The 19691-nt window shown below is 71.8% G+C and carries 22 protein-coding genes; 8 read left to right on the top strand and 14 right to left on the bottom strand.

All coding sequences use genetic code 11. The features are described 5' to 3' along the window. Window positions 1-171: 171 nt before the first annotated feature. Window positions 172-381, top strand: a complete 210-nt coding sequence (locus ACWD0F_RS37035; RefSeq protein ID WP_449884584.1) for a S1 RNA-binding domain-containing protein — start codon at window positions 172-174, stop codon at window positions 379-381. Window positions 382-547: 166 nt separating this feature from the next. After that, window positions 548-1243, top strand: coding sequence for a hypothetical protein (locus ACWD0F_RS37040; protein ID WP_449884586.1), 696 nt, complete (start codon window positions 548-550; stop codon window positions 1241-1243). A 56-nt stretch (window positions 1244-1299) separates the two neighbouring features. Here ACWD0F_RS37040 and ACWD0F_RS37045 read toward each other — a convergent pair whose 3' ends face one another. From ACWD0F_RS37045 to ACWD0F_RS37105, 13 genes are all read right to left on the bottom strand, one after another. Next, window positions 1300-1749: a Zn-ribbon domain-containing OB-fold protein gene (locus ACWD0F_RS37045; RefSeq protein ID WP_449884588.1), complete on the bottom strand. Its 450-nt coding sequence runs from the start codon at window positions 1747-1749 to the stop codon at window positions 1300-1302. Continuing rightward, on the bottom strand, window positions 1746-2870 hold the full coding sequence (locus ACWD0F_RS37050) for an acetyl-CoA acetyltransferase (protein WP_449884591.1): 1125 nt from the start codon (window positions 2868-2870) through the stop codon (window positions 1746-1748). The genes ACWD0F_RS37045 and ACWD0F_RS37050 overlap by 4 nt, the downstream gene beginning before the upstream one ends. 61 nt (window positions 2871-2931) lie before the next feature. Further along, the gene (locus ACWD0F_RS37055; RefSeq protein WP_449884593.1) at window positions 2932-3306 is read right to left on the bottom strand and encodes a MaoC/PaaZ C-terminal domain-containing protein; all 375 of its coding nucleotides are present in this window, start codon (window positions 3304-3306) and stop codon (window positions 2932-2934) included. Further along, entirely contained in the window at window positions 3288-3758 is a 471-nt protein-coding gene (locus tag ACWD0F_RS37060) for a MaoC family dehydratase (RefSeq protein WP_449884595.1), read from the bottom strand. The genes ACWD0F_RS37055 and ACWD0F_RS37060 overlap by 19 nt, the downstream gene beginning before the upstream one ends. Beyond that, window positions 3755-4798, bottom strand: coding sequence for a RidA family protein (locus ACWD0F_RS37065; protein ID WP_449884597.1), 1044 nt, complete (start codon window positions 4796-4798; stop codon window positions 3755-3757). The genes ACWD0F_RS37060 and ACWD0F_RS37065 overlap by 4 nt, the downstream gene beginning before the upstream one ends. Beyond that, a complete protein-coding gene (locus ACWD0F_RS37070) occupies window positions 4795-6321 on the bottom strand; it encodes an MmgE/PrpD family protein (protein WP_449884599.1) in 1527 nt (508 codons plus the stop codon). Before ACWD0F_RS37070 ends, ACWD0F_RS37065 begins: the two co-directional genes overlap by 4 nt. After that, on the bottom strand, window positions 6318-7532 hold the full coding sequence (locus tag ACWD0F_RS37075) for a CaiB/BaiF CoA transferase family protein (RefSeq protein WP_449884602.1): 1215 nt from the start codon (window positions 7530-7532) through the stop codon (window positions 6318-6320). Before ACWD0F_RS37075 ends, ACWD0F_RS37070 begins: the two co-directional genes overlap by 4 nt. After that, a complete protein-coding gene (locus tag ACWD0F_RS37080) occupies window positions 7529-8581 on the bottom strand; it encodes an LLM class flavin-dependent oxidoreductase (protein ID WP_449884604.1) in 1053 nt (350 codons plus the stop codon). Before ACWD0F_RS37080 ends, ACWD0F_RS37075 begins: the two co-directional genes overlap by 4 nt. Further along, entirely contained in the window at window positions 8578-9078 is a 501-nt protein-coding gene (locus ACWD0F_RS37085; protein ID WP_449884607.1) for a MaoC family dehydratase, read from the bottom strand. Before ACWD0F_RS37085 ends, ACWD0F_RS37080 begins: the two co-directional genes overlap by 4 nt. A 4-nt stretch (window positions 9079-9082) precedes the next feature. Next, on the bottom strand, window positions 9083-9694 hold the full coding sequence (locus ACWD0F_RS37090; RefSeq protein ID WP_449884610.1) for an isochorismatase family protein: 612 nt from the start codon (window positions 9692-9694) through the stop codon (window positions 9083-9085). Continuing rightward, on the bottom strand, window positions 9695-10891 hold the full coding sequence (locus ACWD0F_RS37095; protein ID WP_449884613.1) for a CaiB/BaiF CoA transferase family protein: 1197 nt from the start codon (window positions 10889-10891) through the stop codon (window positions 9695-9697). It lies immediately after the preceding gene. A gap of 9 nt (window positions 10892-10900) precedes the next feature. Next, window positions 10901-12310: a dihydroorotase gene (locus ACWD0F_RS37100; protein ID WP_449884616.1), complete on the bottom strand. Its 1410-nt coding sequence runs from the start codon at window positions 12308-12310 to the stop codon at window positions 10901-10903. 26 nt (window positions 12311-12336) lie between these two features. Then, window positions 12337-13146 (bottom strand): IclR family transcriptional regulator, encoded by an 810-nt coding sequence (locus ACWD0F_RS37105; RefSeq protein WP_449884618.1) that lies wholly within the window; start codon window positions 13144-13146, stop codon window positions 12337-12339. Between the two features lie 131 nt (window positions 13147-13277). Here ACWD0F_RS37105 and ACWD0F_RS37110 point away from each other — a divergent pair, with 131 nt between their 5' ends. Continuing rightward, complete coding sequence (locus ACWD0F_RS37110) at window positions 13278-14072, top strand: cyclase family protein (protein WP_449884621.1); 795 nt, start codon at window positions 13278-13280, stop codon at window positions 14070-14072. Window positions 14073-14157: 85 nt separating this feature from the next. Next, window positions 14158-16464 (top strand): FdhF/YdeP family oxidoreductase, encoded by a 2307-nt coding sequence (locus ACWD0F_RS37115; protein WP_449884623.1) that lies wholly within the window; start codon window positions 14158-14160, stop codon window positions 16462-16464. Here ACWD0F_RS37115 and ACWD0F_RS37120 read toward each other — a convergent pair. Next, window positions 16452-16826, bottom strand: a complete 375-nt coding sequence (locus tag ACWD0F_RS37120) for a DoxX family protein (protein WP_449884626.1) — start codon at window positions 16824-16826, stop codon at window positions 16452-16454. The genes ACWD0F_RS37115 and ACWD0F_RS37120 overlap by 13 nt on opposite strands. Before the next feature lie 280 nt (window positions 16827-17106). Between ACWD0F_RS37120 and ACWD0F_RS37125 the strand changes: the two genes are divergently transcribed. From ACWD0F_RS37125 to ACWD0F_RS37140, 4 genes are all read left to right on the top strand, one after another. Further along, window positions 17107-17520 (top strand): STAS domain-containing protein, encoded by a 414-nt coding sequence (locus ACWD0F_RS37125; RefSeq protein WP_449884628.1) that lies wholly within the window; start codon window positions 17107-17109, stop codon window positions 17518-17520. 99 nt (window positions 17521-17619) lie between these two features. Continuing rightward, entirely contained in the window at window positions 17620-18744 is a 1125-nt protein-coding gene (locus ACWD0F_RS37130; RefSeq protein ID WP_449884631.1) for an acyltransferase family protein, read from the top strand. Window positions 18745-18829: 85 nt separating this feature from the next. Continuing rightward, on the top strand, window positions 18830-19297 hold the full coding sequence (locus ACWD0F_RS37135) for a proteasome activator (RefSeq protein ID WP_449884633.1): 468 nt from the start codon (window positions 18830-18832) through the stop codon (window positions 19295-19297). A 30-nt stretch (window positions 19298-19327) separates the two neighbouring features. Continuing rightward, complete coding sequence (locus tag ACWD0F_RS37140; RefSeq protein WP_449884636.1) at window positions 19328-19684, top strand: PRC-barrel domain-containing protein; 357 nt, start codon at window positions 19328-19330, stop codon at window positions 19682-19684. Window positions 19685-19691 lie beyond the last annotated feature (7 nt).

Genomic DNA, 19691 nt, shown 5'->3' on the forward strand with positions numbered 1-19691 from the left:
GGCTTCGAATTCGCCATTGCGTTCGCTAGCATTGTTCTATGACTGCCGGGTCGGCCATGTGCCGCACACAGAACGGGCGCCCGGCCGCTGCTTGATCACCGCGCGGGCGAGAAGCCCGCCTCCGTTGCGAGAAGTGCATGCAGCCACTCGTAAACGGAAGGAGGTGACCATATGAGCTGGCAGTCTTTCCTCGCCCGTCACCAAGTCGGTGACGTCGTCGAAGGCGTGGTGACCAAAGAAATGCCGTTCGGTTCGTTCGTCGAGTCCGACGGCTGCACAGGTCTCGCGCATCTGCAGTCCTGGCCCGTCGGCACTCGCGTCTCGGTACGGATCCTCGCGATCGACTCCGAGAACCAGCGGTTCAGCCTTGCCTCGGCCTGAGTGAGCGTTGATCTGAGGGAAGCGGATTCCCTCAGATCAACACCACCCCTACCGGGGGCTCACTGCCGATGATCAGCTTGCCATGCGGAAGTTGTCAGAGCAGTTGCTCTGGCCTTCCGGGTCGCCTTAAGTTCGAAGTGGAGACAGGTGACGCGACGGAGGCCGCATGGGCGCGGAAACAGTGATCGCGATCAGTGCCACCGTCATCGCCATCGCGTCTTTGGCGGTTTCGGTTCATCAACTCAGAGCCACCCGTCTCCATAACAGGCATATGATTCGTCCGCTTCTCCAGTTGACGGTCACCTTCTCCCCCGGGCGCGCGGCGGGCCTCATGCTCGTCAACTCCGGGCTTGGCCCGGCCATCGTCACCGGCACCCGGATCTGGTTGGACGACCAAATCGCGGGGACCTGGACCAAGGAGACTTCCCGCCGAGTACGTGGGGACATGGCACCTCATGTTCATGCCACCACCGTGGCGGACGGCGCAGGTCTTCCCATCGGATATACGAATTGGCTGCTCAGTGTGGATGCCTACAGCATGTCCGAACATGACGCGTTCCGGGATCTCGTTGAGCAGCGCTTCGATATAGAGATCCGATACGAGTCCCTCTACGGCGGAGAGGATTTCGTGGTGACGACGCGATCATCCACGTGGCGGGCTGCGACGGCCCGTCCGTTCGGACCGCCGCGACCACAGGAGGCAGAGAAGCCGATCGCAGCGGAACTTCCCCGCGCCTCGGGTGGCGATCGCACCATTAGCGACAATGGCCGCGAGCGCGTGGCAAGCGCTGACGTTGGTGTGGGGGTTTGCGACGTCAGAGACCCTCCCGGTCCAGCTACGAAACTTACTCGCGACGAGTGAAACGTGTTCGTCAAGGCCGACGCTTCGGTGTCGGCTGAGCTGCGCGATCGTGGCGTCTAGCGCGGCTCGTCGAGGGACGCGAAGACGGGTAGGTGGCGGCCGTCGGGGAGGGCTCGCCAGGCCAGCCGTACGGGCTGGTCGCAGTGCCAGTCGGTGGTGCCGATCAGGTTGGTCAGCAGGATCGGGCCCTCGGCGAGCCGGACCCTGGCCACCACGTACGGCGTCTCGTGCTCGGGAGACGGTGATCGGTGCACGATGGTGAAGGAGTCGACGACGCCACGTCCGGCTGACTCGCGCCAGGTCAGGTCGGTGCCGCCGCAAGCGGTGCAGAGCGCGCGGGGGTAGTGCTGCGTGTGGCCGCAGGTCGTACAGGACTGCAGCAGCAGCCGTCCTTCGCGGGTGGCCGCCCACCAAGGCGCGGTGATCTCGTCGCTCAGCGGCAGGTTCGGGGCGGGATCGGTCAGCCGTAGGTTCGAGGCGGGATCATTCGGGGCGGGGTCGGTCATCGGTCGGCTCCCAGGAGCACGGTGGCGTGGGTGGAAAAGATGCCGCCGACGCCGTGCGCGAGCGCGACCTCGGCGCCGGGCACCTGGCGCGGCCCGCACTCGCCACGGAGCTGGCGGACCGCCTCCACCAGCAGCAGCAGGCCCAGCATGCCGGGGTGGCAGTAGGAGAGCCCGCCGCCGGTGGTGTTGAAGGGCAGCGCGCGCCGGCGTACGAAGTCGCCCGCCTCCCCCGGCCCGCAGAATCCGAGACCTTCCAGGGTGAGCAGGACCGTGATGGTGAAGGAGTCGTAGAGCTGGGCGACGTCGACGTCCTGCGGCCCCAGCCCCGCCCGCGCGAAGGCGCGCCGGCCCGAGTCGATGGAGCCGGTCCGCAGCAGGTCGGCGGCGCCGGCCATGCCGTGGTGCGTGGTGGACTCGCCGTAGCCGAGCACGACGACGGGGTCGGCGCGCAGGTCGCGGGCGCGTTCCAGGCTGGTCAGCACGATGGCGCCGCCGCCGTCGGTGATCAGGCAGCAGTCGGCGGCGGTGAGCGGGCTGGAGATCATCGGCTGGCCGAGGACGTCCTCGACGGTGAGGGGGCCGGCGCGGTGGCGGAAGGCCTTCGGGTTCAGCAGGGCCTGCTCGCGGGCGGCCACGGCGACCTCGGCCAGGTCCGCCCGGGACGCCCCCCGGTCGTGCAGGTACCGCTGGGCGGCCATGGCGTAGTACGAGAGCGGGAACAGCGGGCCGTACGGCGTCTCGAACTGCGCCTGCGGCGTGTGCGTCTCCAGCGCGCCGGCCAGCGAGCGTGACCTGGCGCTGCGCTGGTCGGAGCCGTAGGAGATGAGGACGGTCGTGCACTGACCGGCCTCGATGGCTTGGACGGCGCGCGCCACGTACATCTCGAACGCCGAGCCGCCGGCGAAGGTGGAGTCCGTCCAGGCCGGCTGGATGCCCAGATACTCGGCGACCTGGGGGGTCGAGAAGCGCGAGACCCCGGCCGTGGCCAGGCCGTCGACGTCACGGAGCGAGAGACCGGCGTCGGCGAGCGCCCGGGTGATCGCCTGCGTCTGGAGGTGGAGGATGGACTTGCCGGTGACCCCGAGATCGGATTCGGCCACCCCCACGACGGCCACCGTCACCGGAACACCACCGAAGCCCGCGCTACGGCCGCCCTGACCGGAGTGCCCACAACGACCGCCATCACCGGAGCACCACCGTGGCGCCGGCCTGGGCGACGGCGATCCGGCCGTCCTCGACCACCTCGACCTGCTGCTCGACGGTGAGCAGGCCGTCCGCCTCGCTCGCCACCCGGCCGGTGCAGCGCACGGTCTCGCCGGCGAACACCATGCTCCTGAACCGGAAGTGCAACCTGACGACGCGCGCGCCGGGCCCCAGCCAGTCCTGGAGCTGCTCGGCCAGCAGCGCGCCGAAGACCTGGCCGTCGACCACCGGCCGGTCCAGGCCCTCGGGGGCGTAGTGCAGCCGGTGCCAGTCCCAGGTCGCTCCGGCGTACGCGATCATGTCGGGCAGCTCGATGCGCCGCTCCAGGGGCGGGATCACTGTGCCGGGATCCATATGAGCGTCTCCTCGTTGACCGCCAGCAGGTCGCCGTGCTGGTTGGTGTACGTGGCGCGGGAGGTCACGAAGAGCTTGCCCGCCTTCTCCTCGACGTTCTCGATCCGCCAGGTCACGGTGAGGACGTCGTCCGGGCGTACCGGCTGGTGGAGCTCGTAGGCGTTGCCGCCGCGCACCAGCCGCGTGCCGGGGAGCTCCAGGTGCCAGCCGTGGCCGGCGAAGCCGTCCGCGTCCCTGGGCAGGCCGGTGTACTGGTTGGTCTCGCAGATCAGGGTGGGTGGGGCGATGATGCCGGCGTGGCCGTGTTCGCGGGCGTAGGCGTCGTCGGTGTAGAGCGGGTTGTGGTCGCCCACCGCCTGCGCGAAGTAGCGGATGGCGGCCCGGCCGAGCTCCTCCGGCGCGGTGTAGGACGCCTCCTGGCCGATCATGGCCTTGATCTCGTCGATCGTCATGGGAACACCGCCGTGGGCACGACCTCGATGAGGAACTCCGGGCGCAGGAGGGCGGAGCAGACCACGGAGGTGAGCGCGTACCCGCCGGGGAAGTGCCGATCCCGTGCGTCGCTTATGTCTTGATATTTCGGCAAGCCTGCGGGGGTGAGGTATTCGACCAGCCGCACCACCGCGTCCCCCGCCAGCCCGGCCTCGCGCAACACCGCCGCGATGGCGGCGTACGTGAACTCGGCCTGTTCCAGCAGATCGCCCTCGTGGACGGCCTGCTGGGTGACGGGATCCAGGGCCCCGAATCCCGACATGAACAGCGTGTTCCCCGCCGCCACGCCCGGCTGATAGGTGAGCGTGTCGTACCGCGCCCACCCCGGGTTGACCGCCCGCAGCGGGTGCCGCGAGGCGACCGCGTCGAGCCACACCATCGCGCCTTCCGCCACCGGATGGTCGACCAGGATGCCCGCCGCGCCCGGATACACCCCGTTCATGCCGCCGAGCAGCTCCTTGCGGGGGCGTCCGCACCTCGGGTACTCGCCGCGCGTGGCCGTGGCCGTGTAGTCGGTCGTCTGTACGAGTGCGTCCAGCCCCAGGCCGACGGCGCTGAGCAGGTCAGCGGCTACTTCGAGGCAGGAACGGTACTGGTCGCGGAAGCCCGCGGTCAGGTCGGCGGGCAGGACGCCCGGCAGATAGACGATCTCATCGGCCACGGTGACGACCCTCGGGTCCCCGCCACCGCCGTGATCGGACACCCGTTCCCCGCCGCCGGGGTACGCCGTCACCTCCACCGCGACCCGGTCCGCCGGATCGATCAGCCGCTCGACCGGCACCCTGGACACGGTCACCCCGCCGAACCCGGCCGCATCCCGCGCCGCGCTCCCCGCCGGCCCGATGGCGTCCGGCGTGACGTACTCGACGATCTGGACGACATCCTCGGCGCTCAGCCCGGCCTTCGCCAGAGCCGACCCGGCCCGTGCGTAGGCCCGCGCCGCCGTGGGCGCGGCCAGCGCGGGCAGCCGTGCGGTGCCGTGCGCGAACGACACGATCATCCGTTCCCCTCCCCATGTACGGTGCGCCCGGACAACCGTCCCTCCTCGTGTACGGCGAGCTCCGGCAACCGTCCCTCCTCGTGTACGACGAGCGCGGACATCAACGCCGACACCTCGTCCAGCTCGGCGAGCCGCTCCACCTGCTCCAGCACCGTCCTGGGCAGCCCGTTGGCCAGAGCCTTGCTCCGGACCAGCTCATCGATGCCCGGATCGCCCGGCCCGCCCGAGCTCCGCGGCACCTCGGCGACCACCCACGTCCCGTCGGCGAACCGCACCCGAAGCCGCCCCGGCTGGTCGGCGGCGACGCCGGGGAACGCGATCACCTCATGCCTGACCCGCTCGGCCAGCGCGATCACCTCCGGCCGGTCCACCCGCTCGTAGGTCCGCACGGTCACCTCGCCGTCGAGCAACATCGCCGCGACGCTCCACGGCAGACTGAACTTCGCCTCGTACGGCGTCCGCGGCCGCGCCTTGCCCGGCCCGCAGACGATCGAGGCCGCATCGGCATGCACCTCGGCCACCACCTCCTCGATCACCCCCCGCCCGTCCGGCGGCGTCCTGGCGATGTCGGGAGCCGGGGCGAGAGCGGGGGCGAGGGTGCGGGCGGCGTCGAGGGCGGCGTGCAGGAGCTGGCAGGCCGGATAGGGCTTGACGGTGATCCGGGTCACCTCCCAGAGTTCGCCCAGCTCTCCGTCCGGCCGCAGCCCTGGCCTGCCGAGCAGCACACCGTACAACCCGTGCCTGCCCTCCAGCACCGTGCCGGGCCCCGTGGCGCCCGCTCGGGCCAGGCGCGCGGCGAGGATGCCCGCGTGGGCGGCCAGCCCGGGGTGCAACTGCTTGGTGTCGGCCCCGGTGCTCAGGAACTCCAGCAGCCCGCCCGCCTGGCTGCCCGCGATGCCGAGCGCGTGTACGGCCTGAGCCGGCCGCAGACCGTACAGCCGGGCGGCGACCAGGGCGGCGGCGAGGACTCCGCACACCGACGTCGCGTGCAGCCCGCGCGCGTGGAAGCCGTGCGGCGCCGCGGCTCCGAGACGGCAGATCACCTCGTAGCCGATCAGCGCCGCCACCAGGACCTCGGCGCCGGACGCCCCGGTCTCCTCCCCCACCGCGAACGCCACCGGCAACACGGGGGCGGTGGCGTGCACCAGCCCGCCCGCGTGGGTGTCGTCGAAGTCGAGCGCGTGCACGAGCGCCCCGTTGGCCAGCGCCGCGGCGGGCGCGCCGATGCGGCGCCGATCGTCTGCGGGCCGATCGTCTGCGGCCTGGGCGTCTGCGGGCCGGGCGCAGATGACCGTGGCCTGCGGTGGCCCGCCCAGCTCCAGTGCCACTCTGACGGCGGGCGACCCGCGCGGCGCGGCGACCGCGCAGCCGAAGCCGTCGATGAGGTGCCGGATCACTGCCGCCCTGGCGGGCTCGGGAACAGCGTCCAGGGTGAGGCCGAGCGCCCATTCGGCAAACTGCGCCGCTGCCGTCGGTGAGCCTGCCGCCGAAACGGGCCCGGCGGTGCCGCCGGGGGACGTCATGCGGGTGCGCCGAAGGCGCCGGCGGCGGTCAGGGCGGCGACGCGCTCAGCCGGATACCCGAGCAACTCCCGTACGATCTCCGCACCGTGCTCCCCCCGCCCCGGCGCCCGCCGATGCTCGACCGCCTCCGGCCCCACCCGCACCGGCGAGGCGAGCTGCCGGACCGCTCCGTACCGGGGATGGGACGTCTCCACCACCAGCCCGCGGGCGGCGGTGTGCGGCTCGTCGAGCGCCTGCCGCACATCGTTGATCGGCCCGCACGGGATGCCCCCCGCACGCAGCTCCGTCAGCCATGAGGCCACGGTCCTGGTACGGAAGACCGCCGACAGCCGGGGCAACAGGTCACCGGCGTGCAGGCGGCGGCCGGCGAAGGTGGCGTAGCGGGGGTCGGTGGCGAAGCCCGCGTCCGGGGCGGCCTGGTCGAGGAGCACCGCCAGCCGCCGCCAGAACTTCTCCTTGGCGCACCCCACCACCAGCCACCCGTCCGCGGCCTCGACGTTCTGGAACGGCACCAGCGAAGGATGGGCCGAGTTCGCCGTGCGCGCCGGGACGAAGGAGGTGTTGAGCGCCCAGGTCCCGACATAGGTGAGCATGCCGATGGCCGTGTCGTACAGGGACAGGTCGCAGTCCATGCCGGTGCCGTCGCGGCGGGCGGCGTGCACCCCGGCCAGCAGGGCGATCGCGGCGACGAGCCCGCCGGAGTAGTCCACCAGCGACAACCCCGACTTGGCGGGCGGCCCGGACGGCTCCCCCGTGAGGTCCATCCAACCGGCCAGCCCCTGCAGGATGTAGTCGTAGCCGGGCTCGGCGGCGCGCGGGCCGGTCATGCCGAAGCCGGACAGCGAGCAGCAGACGATGCGCGGGTTGAGATGCTTGAGGTCGTCGTAGCGCAGCCGCATCTTGGCGGGGACGTCGCCGCGCAGGTTGGAGTAGACGGCGTCGCCGTGCCGGACGAGGTCGTCGAAGACCTCCCGGCCCGCCGGGACGGACAGGTCCAGGGAGATGGACTTCTTGTTGCGGTTGAAGGTCTCGAAGAACAGCGAGTCCTCTTCATCCGCATAAGGCGGGACATATCGGCCAACGTCACCGCCGACCCGGGGGTCTTCGATCTTGATGACCTCGGCCCCGAGATCGGCCAGGTGCACACTGCCGAACGGCCCCGCGCCGTACTGTTCCAGGCTGACGACTCTGACGTCCTCCAGCGGTCTCATAACCTTCCGATCAGCTCGATGATGCGGGCCTGGTTCTGGCGGATCTCCGCCGGCGTGTTGCCGTACACGGCCGGGCTGAGCTTGACGGTGCCCGCCAGTCCCGCATAGCCGGCCAGCCGCTCGGCCACCTGGTCCGGCGTCCCGGCCAGGACCAGCGGGTCGATCATGCGATCGGGTACGACGGGCCGCTCCCCCGCGCGGAAGGCCGCGACCACGGCGGCGTGCTCACCGGCCAGGCCGTGGAAGGCGAAGAAGTCCGCGTACGTGGCGACGGAGGCGTAGAAGCCGAGCACCCCCGCCGCCCGGCGCCGGGCCAGCGCCGGGTCGGGGTCGATCGAGCAGCAGGCGGACACGACCACGTCGAACGCCTCCCGCCCACCCCCCACCGGCCCACCCACCGGCTCACCCGGCTCCGAACCGCGAGCCGCCGGACCATCCACCGGCGCGCGGCTCGCCAGCCCGGCCGACAGGTTCGGCAGCACGTGCTCGCGCAGGTAGGCGGGCGAGCACAACTCGTGGGAGAGCCACCCGTCCGCGACGCGCCCGGCCAGCCGGGTGAGCTGCGGCCCGACGGCGGCCAGGTAGATGGGGATGTGCCCGCGAACCGGCGCGTACGGCCGCCGGAACCCCCGCGCGTCCAGCCGCTGCACCGACCCGGCGTACTCCAGCGCCTCCCCCGCCACGACCGCCCTGATCACCTCGACCGTCTCGCGCAGCCGGGCCACCGGCCGCTCCCAGGGCGTGTTGTGCCAGTTCGCGTTGAGTTTGCGGGTGCCGGTGCCCAGGCCCAGGATGAACCGCCCGCCGGTCAGCTCGTCCAGGTCGAGCGCCTCCAGCGCGGTCACCATCGGGCTGCGGGTGAACGCCAGCGCCACCGAGGTGCCGACGCCCGCCCCCGGCACCGCGCCGGCCACGGCGGCGGCGCTGACGACGGCGCTGCGGTGCAGCTCGGGCAGCCAGATCACCTCGGCGCCCGCCTCCCGAGCGGCGCGGGCGGCGTCGGTCAGCTCCCGCAGGGTCTCGCCCCAGGGGCCGTAGGTGATCCTCATGGCCGCAGCGGCCCGTTCGCGGCCTGCGGGAAGTGGCCCTTGTCGTGCGGCGCGTCCCGCTTGTAGACCATGACCGTGCGCCGCCAGGACATGATCTCGTCGCCGTCCTGGTTCAGGCCGCGGGTGCGGCAGCTCACGATGCCCGCGTAGGGACGCGAGCCCGATTCGCGCAGGCTGGTGACGATCGACTCGGCGTAGACGGTGTCGCCGACGAACACCGGATGGGTGAGTTTGATCTCCTCCCAGCCGAGGTTCATGACGGCGTTCTGGCTGACGTCGCTCACCGACAGGCCGAGCACGATCGCCACGGTCAGCCCGGAGTTCACGATGATCTTCCCGGCCGGCGAGCCGGCGGCGAAGTGGGCGTTGAAGTGGTTCTGGTTGGTGTTCATGGTCAGCAACGTGAACCAGGTGTTGTCGGCCTCGCTGATCGTGCGGCCGAGCGGGTGCTGGTAGACGTCGCCGACGGTGAAGTCCTCGTAGTAGCGGCCCGTCATCAGGTCATTCCTTTCCGCGCGGCCGTTGCGGCCGTTGCAGCCGTTCGAGCACCGCCTGCTCCTCCCACACCTCGCCGTACTTGGCCTGGATGTCGAAGAGGCCGGCGTCGTGCGGCCCCGGCGATCGGTCGCCGACCGCCTGCCGCACCACGATGGGGACGAACCCGTGCTGAACGGCGTCGACCGCGCTCGCCCGCACGCATCCGCTGGTGGAGACCCCCACGATGACCAGTGTGTCCACGTGCAGGGCCGTGAGCGTGGAGGCGAGCGTGGTGGCGAAGAACGCGCTGGCGTACTGCTTGACGAGCACGACCTCGTCCGGCGCGGGCGCCACCTCCGGCATGAGGTCGCCCAGCGGGCCGCTCAGCCGGCGCAGCGGCGGCACCTTGCGGTAGAACAGCCCGCCGTCGACTCCGCCCGGGCCATGCGCCACCCGCGTGTGGATCACGGGGACGCCCGCCGCGCGCGCCGCCGACAGGACCCGCGCGGCCGACAGCAGGCAGTCGCGCGAGCCGACGTAGAGCTCGGCGCCCGGCTCGAAGTACGCCCGCATCAGGTCGATGAGGACCAGCGCGGGACGCTCGCCGAACGGCAGGGTGCCGTCGAAGGGATCCACCTAGATGATCCCCTTCTCGCTCAGGGCGGCGAGCTCCCCGGCGGTCAGGCCGAGCAGCCCGCCGTAGATCTCGGCGTTGTGCGCGCCGAGCGCGGGGCCGGGGGCGCGCACCGCGCCGGGGGTGTCCGACAACTTCGGGACGACGTTCTGCATGGCCAGCTCGCCGAACTCGGGATGCGGCACCCGCACGATGGCCTCCCTGGCGGCGAAGTGCGGGTCGGCGAACATGTCCTTGGCCGTGTAGATGCGCCCGGCGGGCACCCCGCCCTCGTGCAGCGTCCGCAGCAGCTCGTCGGCGGGGAAGCCGGCCGTCCAGGCGGCGATGAGGTCGTCGAGCTCGGCCATGTGCTCGCCGCGGGCGCCGTGCGTGGCGAAGCGGGCGTCGGCGGCCAGCTCGGGCCGGCCCATCACCCGGGCGAGCCGGGTGAAGACGCTGTCCTGGTTGGCCGCGAGCAGCACCGAGTCGCCGTCCTCGGTGGGGTAGACGTTGCTCGGCGAGACGTTCGGCAGCACGGGGCCGGTGCGTTCGCGCTGGTAGGAGGCGTGCTGCCATTCGGGAACGAGCGACTCCATCATCGCCAGCACGGCCTCGTAGATCGCCGAGTCCACGACCTGGCCCCGGCCGGAGCGGTCCCGCTGGTGCAGCGCGATCAGGGTGCCGACGCAGGCGTGCGTGGCCGCGAGCGAGTCGCCGAGCGAGATCCCCGTACGCGACGGCGGCCGGTCGGGGTCGCCGGTGACATGGCGCAGGCCGCCCATCGCCTCGCCGATCGAGCCGTATCCGGCGCGCGGCGCGTAAGGCCCGGTCTGCCCGAAGCCGGTGACGCGCGTGATCACCAGCCGGGGGTTGACCGCGTGCAGCTCCGCGGGCGACATGCCCCAGCGCTCCAGCGTGCCCGGCCGGAAGTTCTCCAGCAGCACGTCGGCGCCGGCCACGAGCCGCTTGACCAGCTCCTGCCCCTCCGGCGTGCGCAGGTCGCAGGTGACCGACTTCTTGTTGCGCGCCACGACGGGCCACCAGAGCGACTGCCCGTACGGCTTCTCCCGGCCCCACTGACGCATCGGATCGCCCCGCCCGGGGTCCTCCACCTTGATCACCTCGGCGCCGAAGTCGCCGAGCAACTGCCCGCAGAACGGGCCGGCCAGCAACTGGCCGAGTTCGACGACACGCAGGTCGTCGAGGGGCAGATCGGTCATGTCCGCTCCTCAGCGAGGCAGGTAGGAGCCCGACGGCTCTCCAGTGATCTTTCCTTCGTGGAAGGCGGCCCGGCCGCCGACGACGGTCGTCACCGGCCAGCCCGTCACCTCGACGCCATCGAACGGGCAGTGGTCCTGCCCCGACAGCAGCAGGTCCGTGGTGACGGTCCTGGTCAGCGCCGGGTCGAGGACGGTCAGGTCGGCGTCGAAGCCGACGGCCAGGCTGCCCTTGCGGCCCCACAGGTTGTACGCGCGCGCGGGGTTGGCCGAGGCCACCTCGGCGATCCTGGTCAGCGGCAGGCCGCGCCGCAGGTGGCCTTCGGAGAACAACACGGGATAGAGCAGCGCCGTGCCACCGAACCCGGGCCGCGCGGGCCACAGGGCGTCGCCCTTGTGCTCCTCCATGCAGCAGGCGTGGTCGGAGGCCACCCAGTCGACGCGCCCGTCGGCCACCCCCGCCCACAGGGCCTCGTTGTGCTCGCGGGTGCGGATCGGCGGGTTGACCTTGCCGCCCAGGCCGCCGCGCGCGTCCAGGTCGTCGTGGTCGAGGCAGAGGTGGTGCAGGGTGGTCTCGCGCCTGGCGGGCGTGCGGGCGGCCGCCTCCAGCGCCTCGGCGCTGGACAGGTGGAGCAGGTTGACGTTGACGCCGGTGTGCGCGGCGAGCGTGGCCGCCTCGGCGATGGCGACCTGCTCGGTCAGCGGCGGCCTGGCCGCGCTGTAGGCGCGCAGGTTCTGGGGGGCGCCGCTGTTCTGGACGCGGTCGATGAAGACCCGCATCAGCTCCGACTGCTCACAGTGCAGGCTGAGCGAGAGCCGGCGGCCGGGGTGGTCGCGCTGCGTCTCGGCCAGCTTCTCCATGATGAGGAAGAGGTGCCCCAGGTCGTATTCGTCGCCCATGGTGAACGCCTGGGCGTCGCGGCTGTTGGCGGCCAGGTCGAAGCCCTTGTAGAACATGTAGTACTTGAACGAGGTGACGCCGTGCTCGGCGACCAGCGTGGGGATCTCGTCGATCTGGCCGGTCGTCATCGGGGCCAGGTGAAACCCGTAGTCGGTCCAGGCGCGGCCGGCGACCGCGTCCAGCACCTCGGGGAAGATCGTCGCGTAGGGGCCGGTCTTGTCGAGGTAGTGCTGCCCTGTCCGGAAATAGGAGAGCACGGTGGTGGCGCCGCCGACCAGCGAGGAGCGGGTCTCCTCGAAGGCGTCCACCCCTAACTCACGATAAATCCCGATATGGAAGTGGGCGTCCACCGCTCCCGGTAACACCACCTTGCCGGCCGCGTCGATCGTCTCCTCGGCGTCGCCGAGATCCTCGCCGATGGCGACGATCCGGCCGTCCCGGACGGCCAGGTCGGCGCGGACCTCGCCATGGTAGGGAACGACCAGGGTGCCGTCCTTGACGAGCAGGTCATATCGCGTCATGGTGCGGCCGGCGGGGGGTCCGGCCGTCACCCCCTTTCCCGGGTGAGGTGGCCCATCCGGGCCGAGAGCCTGTGGGTGGTTTCGAGCAACGCTTCGGCGCACCGCCGTTCCTCGCCGCGGAAGCGCTCCAGCGGCCCGCAGACGCTGATCACCCCGGCCGGGCGGCCGTGGTGGTCGAGGACGGGCGCGGCGACGGAGGCGGAGCCCGCCTGACGCTCCGCCTGGGACCGGGCATAACCGCGGCGGCGGATGGCGGCGAGGTCGCGGCGCACGACGTCCTCGCCGACGAGCGTGTGCTCGGTCAGCCGCGCCAGCGGCTCGGCCCGGAGATAGGCGTCGATCTCCTCGTCGGCCAGGAACGCCAGGAACGCCTTCGAGGAGGCGCCCGCGTGCAGCGGGTACGGCACCCCGAGGGTCACCGACATGATCACCTCGCGGCTGGGCGTCACCTGGTCGACGTAGACCCGCGAGAAGCCGGTGCGGATCGACAACGTCGCCGTCTCGGACAGGGCCGTGGACAGTGCGACCAGCTCCGGCGCCGCGAGACGGCGCAGGTCAAGCCGGTCGAGGTAGGCGAGCCCGAGCCGCATGGCGGTCAGGCCCAGCGAGTAGCGCTTGGTCCGCTCGTCGAGGTCGATCAGGCCGCGCAACCGCAACGAGGCCAGGATCCGGTGCACCGCCGCCTTGGACAGCTCCAGGCGCTCGGCGATCTCGGTGACGCCGAGGGTGTCCGCGCCGGAGTCGGCGAACAGCACGAGCACGTCGGCCGCGCGCTCGACGGTGGCGACGGTCTGGCTCGTGCCCTCGGCCCTGCCGCGACGCCTGACCGTGCTCATCGGCGGCCGGTGGCGCGAGGCCGGGAACGCTGGCGGCAGCTCACTTCGGCGGGCCTTCCTGTCGATCCGCTCGTCCCGTACAGTTTGGAACAGCTTTCCTCATATTGGAACACCTTGAAGGATGCGATCTGGTGGACGCTCCCTGGGCGGCACTGGCCGAAGCCCGCGTGTTCGACCTGGCCCAGCCCCTGCGCACCGGCATGCCGCAGTCGCCGAACCACGCGCCGTTCCGCATGCTGCTGGAGCGGCGCCACGGAGACGTGGTCCGCGCCGACGGCGGCTCGGCGGCCAATGAGGTCATCGTCACCGGCGGCCACGTCGGCACCCATGTCGACGCGCTCGCCCACGTCTCGCAGGACGGCCTGCTGCACGGCGGGCAGGACGCGGCGGCCGTGCAGGGCCATCAGGGCTTCACCGCCCTGGGCATCGACGCCTTCGACCCGTACGTCGGCCGCGCCGTCGTGCTCGACGTCGCCGCCGTCCACGGCGTCGCGACACTGCCCCCCGGCTACGAGATCACCCCGGACGACCTGGACGAGGCGGCGCGGGGCCTGGACGTCCGCGCCGGCGAGGCCCTCCTGATCGGCACCGGCTGGTCACGCCACTGGGCCGACCCCGGCCTGTTCACCGGCCAGTCCCACGGCGCCCCGGGCCCGGGCGCGGCGGCCGGGCGCTGGCTGGCCGAGCGGCGCCCGCGCCTGGTGGGAGCCGAGAGCATCGCCTTCGAGCACATCGCGCCGGGACGCGGTCACGCCACGCTGCCCGTGCACCGGATCCTGCTCGTCGAGTCGGGGATCAACATCGTCGAGACGATGCGCCTGTCCGAGCTGCTCGACTCGGGCCACCGCGAGGTCCTGCTCATCGTGGCCCCGCTGCCGCTGGTCGGCGCGACGGGAGCGCCGGTCAGGCCGCTCGCGCTGGTGTGAGGGCCGGGCCTGCTGTCATGACCGGTTACGGCGGTGAGCTACCGTACACCGTTGGCAGGCGGCAGGGAGAAAGGCTCGGCGACCGATGAGCAGGCCAGAGGATGGCGAACACCTTTCCGTGACCCCGCCCAAGACCTGGGCGGCCGGTCTGCCGGGGGTGACCCACGCGCTGGGATACTCCCTGGGCCAGACGTCGATCCGGCGGACCGCGCTGACCCTCCTCAACGTCAACCAGACCACGGGCCTGGACTGCCCTGGTTGCGCCTGGCCGGAGCCGGGGCGGCGGCACGTGAACGAATACTGCGAGAACGGCGCCAAGCACGTCGCCGACGAGGCGACCACGCAGCGGGTCACCGCCGACTTCTTCCTGCGCCACCCGGTCTCGGAGCTGGCCGGCCGCTCCGACCAGTGGCTCAACCAGCAGGGCCGGCTCACCGAGCCCATGGTCAAGCGCCCTGGCTCGGACCACTACGAGCCGATCGGCTGGGACGAGGCGCTCGGCCTGCTCGCCGGCGAGCTGCGCGGCCTGGACGATCCGGACGAGGCGCTGTTCTACACCTCGGGCCGGCTCGGCAACGAGGCCGCCTTCCTGCTCCAGCTCTTCGCCCGCGCGTACGGCACCAACAACCTGCCGGACTGCTCCAACATGTGCCACGAGTCCAGCGGCGTCGCGCTCGGCGAGACCCTGGGCATCGGCAAGGGCAGCGTGAGCCTGGACGACATCCACGACGCCGACCTCGTCTTCGTCGTCGGCCAGAACCCGGGCACCAACCATCCGCGCATGCTCTCGGCCCTGGAGCAGACCAAGCGGGCCGGCGGGCAGGTCATCGCGGTGAACCCGCTGCCCGAGGCCGGGCTGATGCGGTTCAAGAACCCGCAGAAGGCCCGGGGGCTCGTCGGGCACGGCACGCGGATCGCCGACGAGTTCCTGCAGATCCGCCCCGGCGGCGACCTCGCCCTGTTCCAGGCGCTCAACCTGCTGCTGCTCCAGGCCGAGGACGAGCGCCCCGGCACCGTCCTGGACCGGGCGTTCATCGAGACCTTCAGCACCGGCTTCGACGACTTCGCCGCGCAGGCCCGCGAGCTGAGCTGGCCTGACGTGCTGGCCGCCACCGGGCTGGAGCGCGTGCAGATCGAGCGCGTGCACGCCCGGGTCCTGAAGAGCGAGAAGATCATCGTCTGCTGGGCGATGGGGCTGACCCAGCACAAGCACGGCGTGCCCACCATCCGCGAGATCGTCAACTTCCTGCTGCTGCGCGGCAACATCGGCAGGCCCGGCGCCGGCGTCTGCCCGGTGCGCGGCCACAGCAACGTGCAGGGCGACCGCACCATGGGCATCTGGGAGCGCGCCCCTCAGTCGTTCCTGGACGCCCTGGAGCGGGAGTTCGGCTTCACCCCGCCCGCCGAGCACGGTCTGGACACCGTGGGCGCCATCCAGGCGATGGCGGGCGGCCGGGCCAAGGTGTTCCTGGGCGTCGGCGGCAACTTCATCCGCGCCACCCCCGACAGCGACGTCACCGAGCGCGCCATGCGTACCTGCCGGTTGACCGCGCACATCTCGACCAAGCTCAACCGCTCCCACACCGTCTGCGGCGAGACCGCCCTGATCCTGCCGACGCTGGGCCGCAGCGACCGCGACGTGCAGGCCGGCGGGGAGCAGTTCGTCACGGTCGAGGACTCGATGAGCCAGGTGCACTCCTCCCGTGGCCGCCTCGCGCCCGCCTCCGGCGCGCTGCTGAGCGAGGTCGCCATCATCGGCCGGCTGGCCCGCCTGACCCTGCGCGCTGGGCCGGACCTCCCGTGGGAGGCGTTCGAGGCCGACTACGACACGATCCGCGACCGCATCGCCCGCGTCGTGCCCGGTTTCGAGGACTTCAACGCCCGGGTGCGGCACCCCGGCGGCTTCCGGCTGCCCAACCCGGTCAACCGGCGGAGCTTCGCCACCCCCAGCGGCAAAGCCGTCTTCAGCCGCAACGCCTTCACCATGCTGAACGCCCCCGCAGGGCATCTCATCCTGCAGACCCTGCGCTCCCACGACCAGTGGAACACGATCCCGTACTCCGGGAACGACCGTTACCGGGGCATCCACAACGCCCGCCGGGTCGTCCTGGTCAACCCGTCCGACCTGGCGGAGCTCGGCATCGCCGACGGCAGCGTGGTCGATCTGGTCAGCGTCTGGCACGACGCGGTGGAGCGCCGCGCCCCCGCCTTCACCGTCGTCTCCTACCCCACCCCGCCCGGCTCCGCCGCCGCGTACTACCCCGAGACGAACGTGCTGGTCCCGCTGGACAGCGTCGCCGACTTCAGCAACACGCCCACGTCCAAGGCGGTCGTCGTCCGGCTGGAGCCGGTGAGCGCCGGCTGGCGGAGCGGCGGCCGTCAGAAGGCGTAGGGGCCGAAGCGGCCCCAGGCCACCAGCGCGGCCAGCACGAGCAGCACCACGTTGACGACGATCACCTGGTGCTCCTTGCGGCGCACGTGCACGACCACCGCGCCGATCATGACCAGCACCAGGCCGAGCGCGGCCAGCGGCACGAGCACCGGCGCGATGCCGGTGACGGCCGGCAGGATCAGGCCGAGCGCCGCGAGGATCTGCAGCGTGCCGATGCCCTTGACCGCACCCGCGGAGAAGTCCTCGGTCCAGGCCAGGCCGGACGCCGCGAGCTTCTCCCTCGGCTGGGTGGCCTTCATCAGACCCGCGCTCAGGAAGGCGAGCGCGAGCAGGCCGGCGATGATCCACAGCACGACGTTCATGGAAGTCCGATCCAGCTGATCAAGTTGACGTTTCAACCGAACCATAAAGGCATGGGACTTGAAGCGTCAACGTCAGCCGATCGGCCGATCAGCGGCGGGGCACCGGCCGGCGCGCTGGCCGGTCGGCCGCGGGAACGCGCCCGCCGGGTGAACGGCCTGCCCACGATCCCGCGTTCGTTGCGCAAACTAAACATTGCCGCATGCAAGGGATCTGCTAGGGTCCCTGGATGAGCGCAGGAAGGCTGGTCGGCACGTACGGTCGCGCTCCCGGAAGGTGATCATGCCAGTCCATCCTCGCACCGACGCTTTCGCGGAAGCCGCCGCGCAGGAGGTCTCGCCCGCGCGGCTGAGCGTCACCGACTACCACGTCGACGCGCGCATCGTCGTGATCTCCGTCGGCGGCGATCTCGACATGGACACCTGCCCGCTGCTGCAGGCCCAGCTGGCCCAGGCTCTCGACCTCTACCAGCCGCCCCGGCTGGTGATCGAGGCCGGCGGGCTGATGATCGCGGACTCCTTCGGGCTGACCGTCCTGATGGCGGCGCACCAGTATGCCCGGTCGGCCGGCGGGCGGATGCTGGTCTGCGCCTCGGGGCCGCTGCTGCGGGCGACCTTCCGCCGGCGCGGGCTGGACCGCCTGCTGGACCTCCGCCCCACGCTGGCCGGCTCGATCCAGGAGCTCCGCGCGCCCTGACCGGCCCGCACCCCGCTTGCGCTCACGCCCTGACAGGTCTGCCCGGCCCCCATCCCGCCTGCGGTAACGCCCTGCCCGTTATGCCATAGACTCCGGCAGATGTTCCTGGCCCCCGCCCGGCTGGCCTGGCTGGACGCCCTGCGGGGGCCCGCCGCGCTGGCCGTCACGATGCACCACGCCGGCTGGACCTTCCTCCCTGCCGTGTGGGCGGTCGTGGACCGCCGGATCGACTTCGGCACGTGGGGCGTGTTCGTCTTCTTCCTGGTCAGCGGGTACATCATCCCGGCCTCCCTGGAGCGGCGGGGCGACCCGCGGGCGTTCTGGACCGGCCGGGCCTTCCGTCTCCTCCCGCTGCTGCTCGCCGCCTGCTGCCTGGTGCTGCTGCTCGCGGGCACGGGCCTGCTGCCGCTCGCCGCCGGGCTCGGCGAGCGCCCGCTGCCCCTGGTCGTGCTGGGCAACCTGACGATGTTGCAGGAGTTGCTCAACCTGCCCGCCGTCGTCAGCGTGACGTGGACGCTCTCGTACGAGATGGCGTTCTACCTGATGAGCGTCGCGCTGTTCGCCGTGCGGCAGGCGCACAGGTCGGCGGGCATCGCCATCGGCCTGGCGTTATTCGCCGTGCCGCTGGGCCTGCTGCTGCCCCGGGCGGTGATCGGCGGCCGGGCCGACCTGGCCGCCGCCCTGCTCGGGCTCGCGGTGGTCGCGGCCGTCGCGGTGACCGCGCTGGGGAGCGGCCGGACGCGGACGGCCGCCGCCGTCGCGGGCGGGCTGCTCGGGCTGGCGCTGGTGATCCTGGGCAGCAGGGGCGGCACCTGGCAGGGTGTGATCATCCTGGCGACGATGTTCACGGGGACGGCGGTGCACCGCGCCGAGCAGGGGGCGATCTCGTGGCGCACCGCCCTGGTCGCGGTGGTGGTGGTCCTGGGGTGCGGGATCCCCGCCAAGGACGACTCCGGGTGGGCGCCGGCGATCGTGCTGGCGTTCGGCGTCTTCGCGCTGGCGTACGCGCTGCGCCGGCGGGCCTTCCCCGGCTGGCCGGCGCACCTGGGCGTGATCAGCTTCTCGCTCTACCTGCTGCACCCGATCCTGCTGCACGTGGTGCCGAGCCTGCCGCTGCTCTTCCTGACCCTGATCCCGCTCAGCCTCGTGACGTACCACCTGATCGAGGCGCCGGCCCAGCGCCTCGGCAAACGCCTGGCCGCCAGGGGCGCGGAGCGGAGCTGACCTGCCCGGCGGCGTGAGAGGCCGATGCGTGGGCAGGGGCCGCGGTGACCGCGTTTACCGCGAACCAGCACGTCAGGATGGTGACATGACGGCTACACCAGGCCCGTCGCGGCCACATGAGGAAGACGACGGCGTCAGGTCCGGCTCGACGAGCGCCGAGACCGAGATCGCCCGCATCGAGGAGCCGGCCCGGCTGCTGCGGATGAGCGCCATGGTCCGGACGTTGCTGGAGGAGGTCCGCGGCCTCTCGCTCGACGAGCACGCCCGCGAGCAGTTGCGGCGCATCCACACCCAGGCGGTGGCGGAGATCGCCGGCTCGGTGGCGCCGGAGCTGCGCGGCGAGCTGGAACGCCTGCTGCCCGAGCCGTCCGACCCGCCCAGCGAGTCGGAGGTACGCATCATGCAGAGCCAGATGGTCGGCTGGCTGGACGGCGTCTTCCAGGGCATCAAGGCGGGGCTGGCCCTGCAGCAGGCCGAGCGGGGGGCGATGTGGACGCCGCACCCCGACCTGCCCGTGCCAGGGGTGCCGCCAGAGGGCAGCCCTTATCTCTGACCAGCGGGTGACCAGACGGGGAGCATGACCATGACGATCGACAACATCTGGCAGTACCGGCCGGACCTCGGCATGACCGAGTCCGTGGAGCTGGTCGGCTACGAGGTCGAGGCGCCCGACGGGAAGGTCGGCAAGGTCGACCAGGACAACAACGAGGTGGGCGACCGCTACCTCGTCGTGGACACGGGGCCGTGGATCTTCGGCAAGAAGGTGTTGCTGCCGGCCAGCACCGTCACCGACATCGACCACGACTCGGCCAAGATCTACGTCGCGCGTACCAAGGAGGAGATCAAGAACGCGCCGCCGTTCCACGAGGACCGGCACGCCGACAAGCGCGACCGCGACGAGGTGGGCGGCTACTACGCCCGCTTCCCCGGCACGGGGTGACGCGGGG

Source organism: Nonomuraea sp. NPDC002799 (assembly GCF_053592075.1).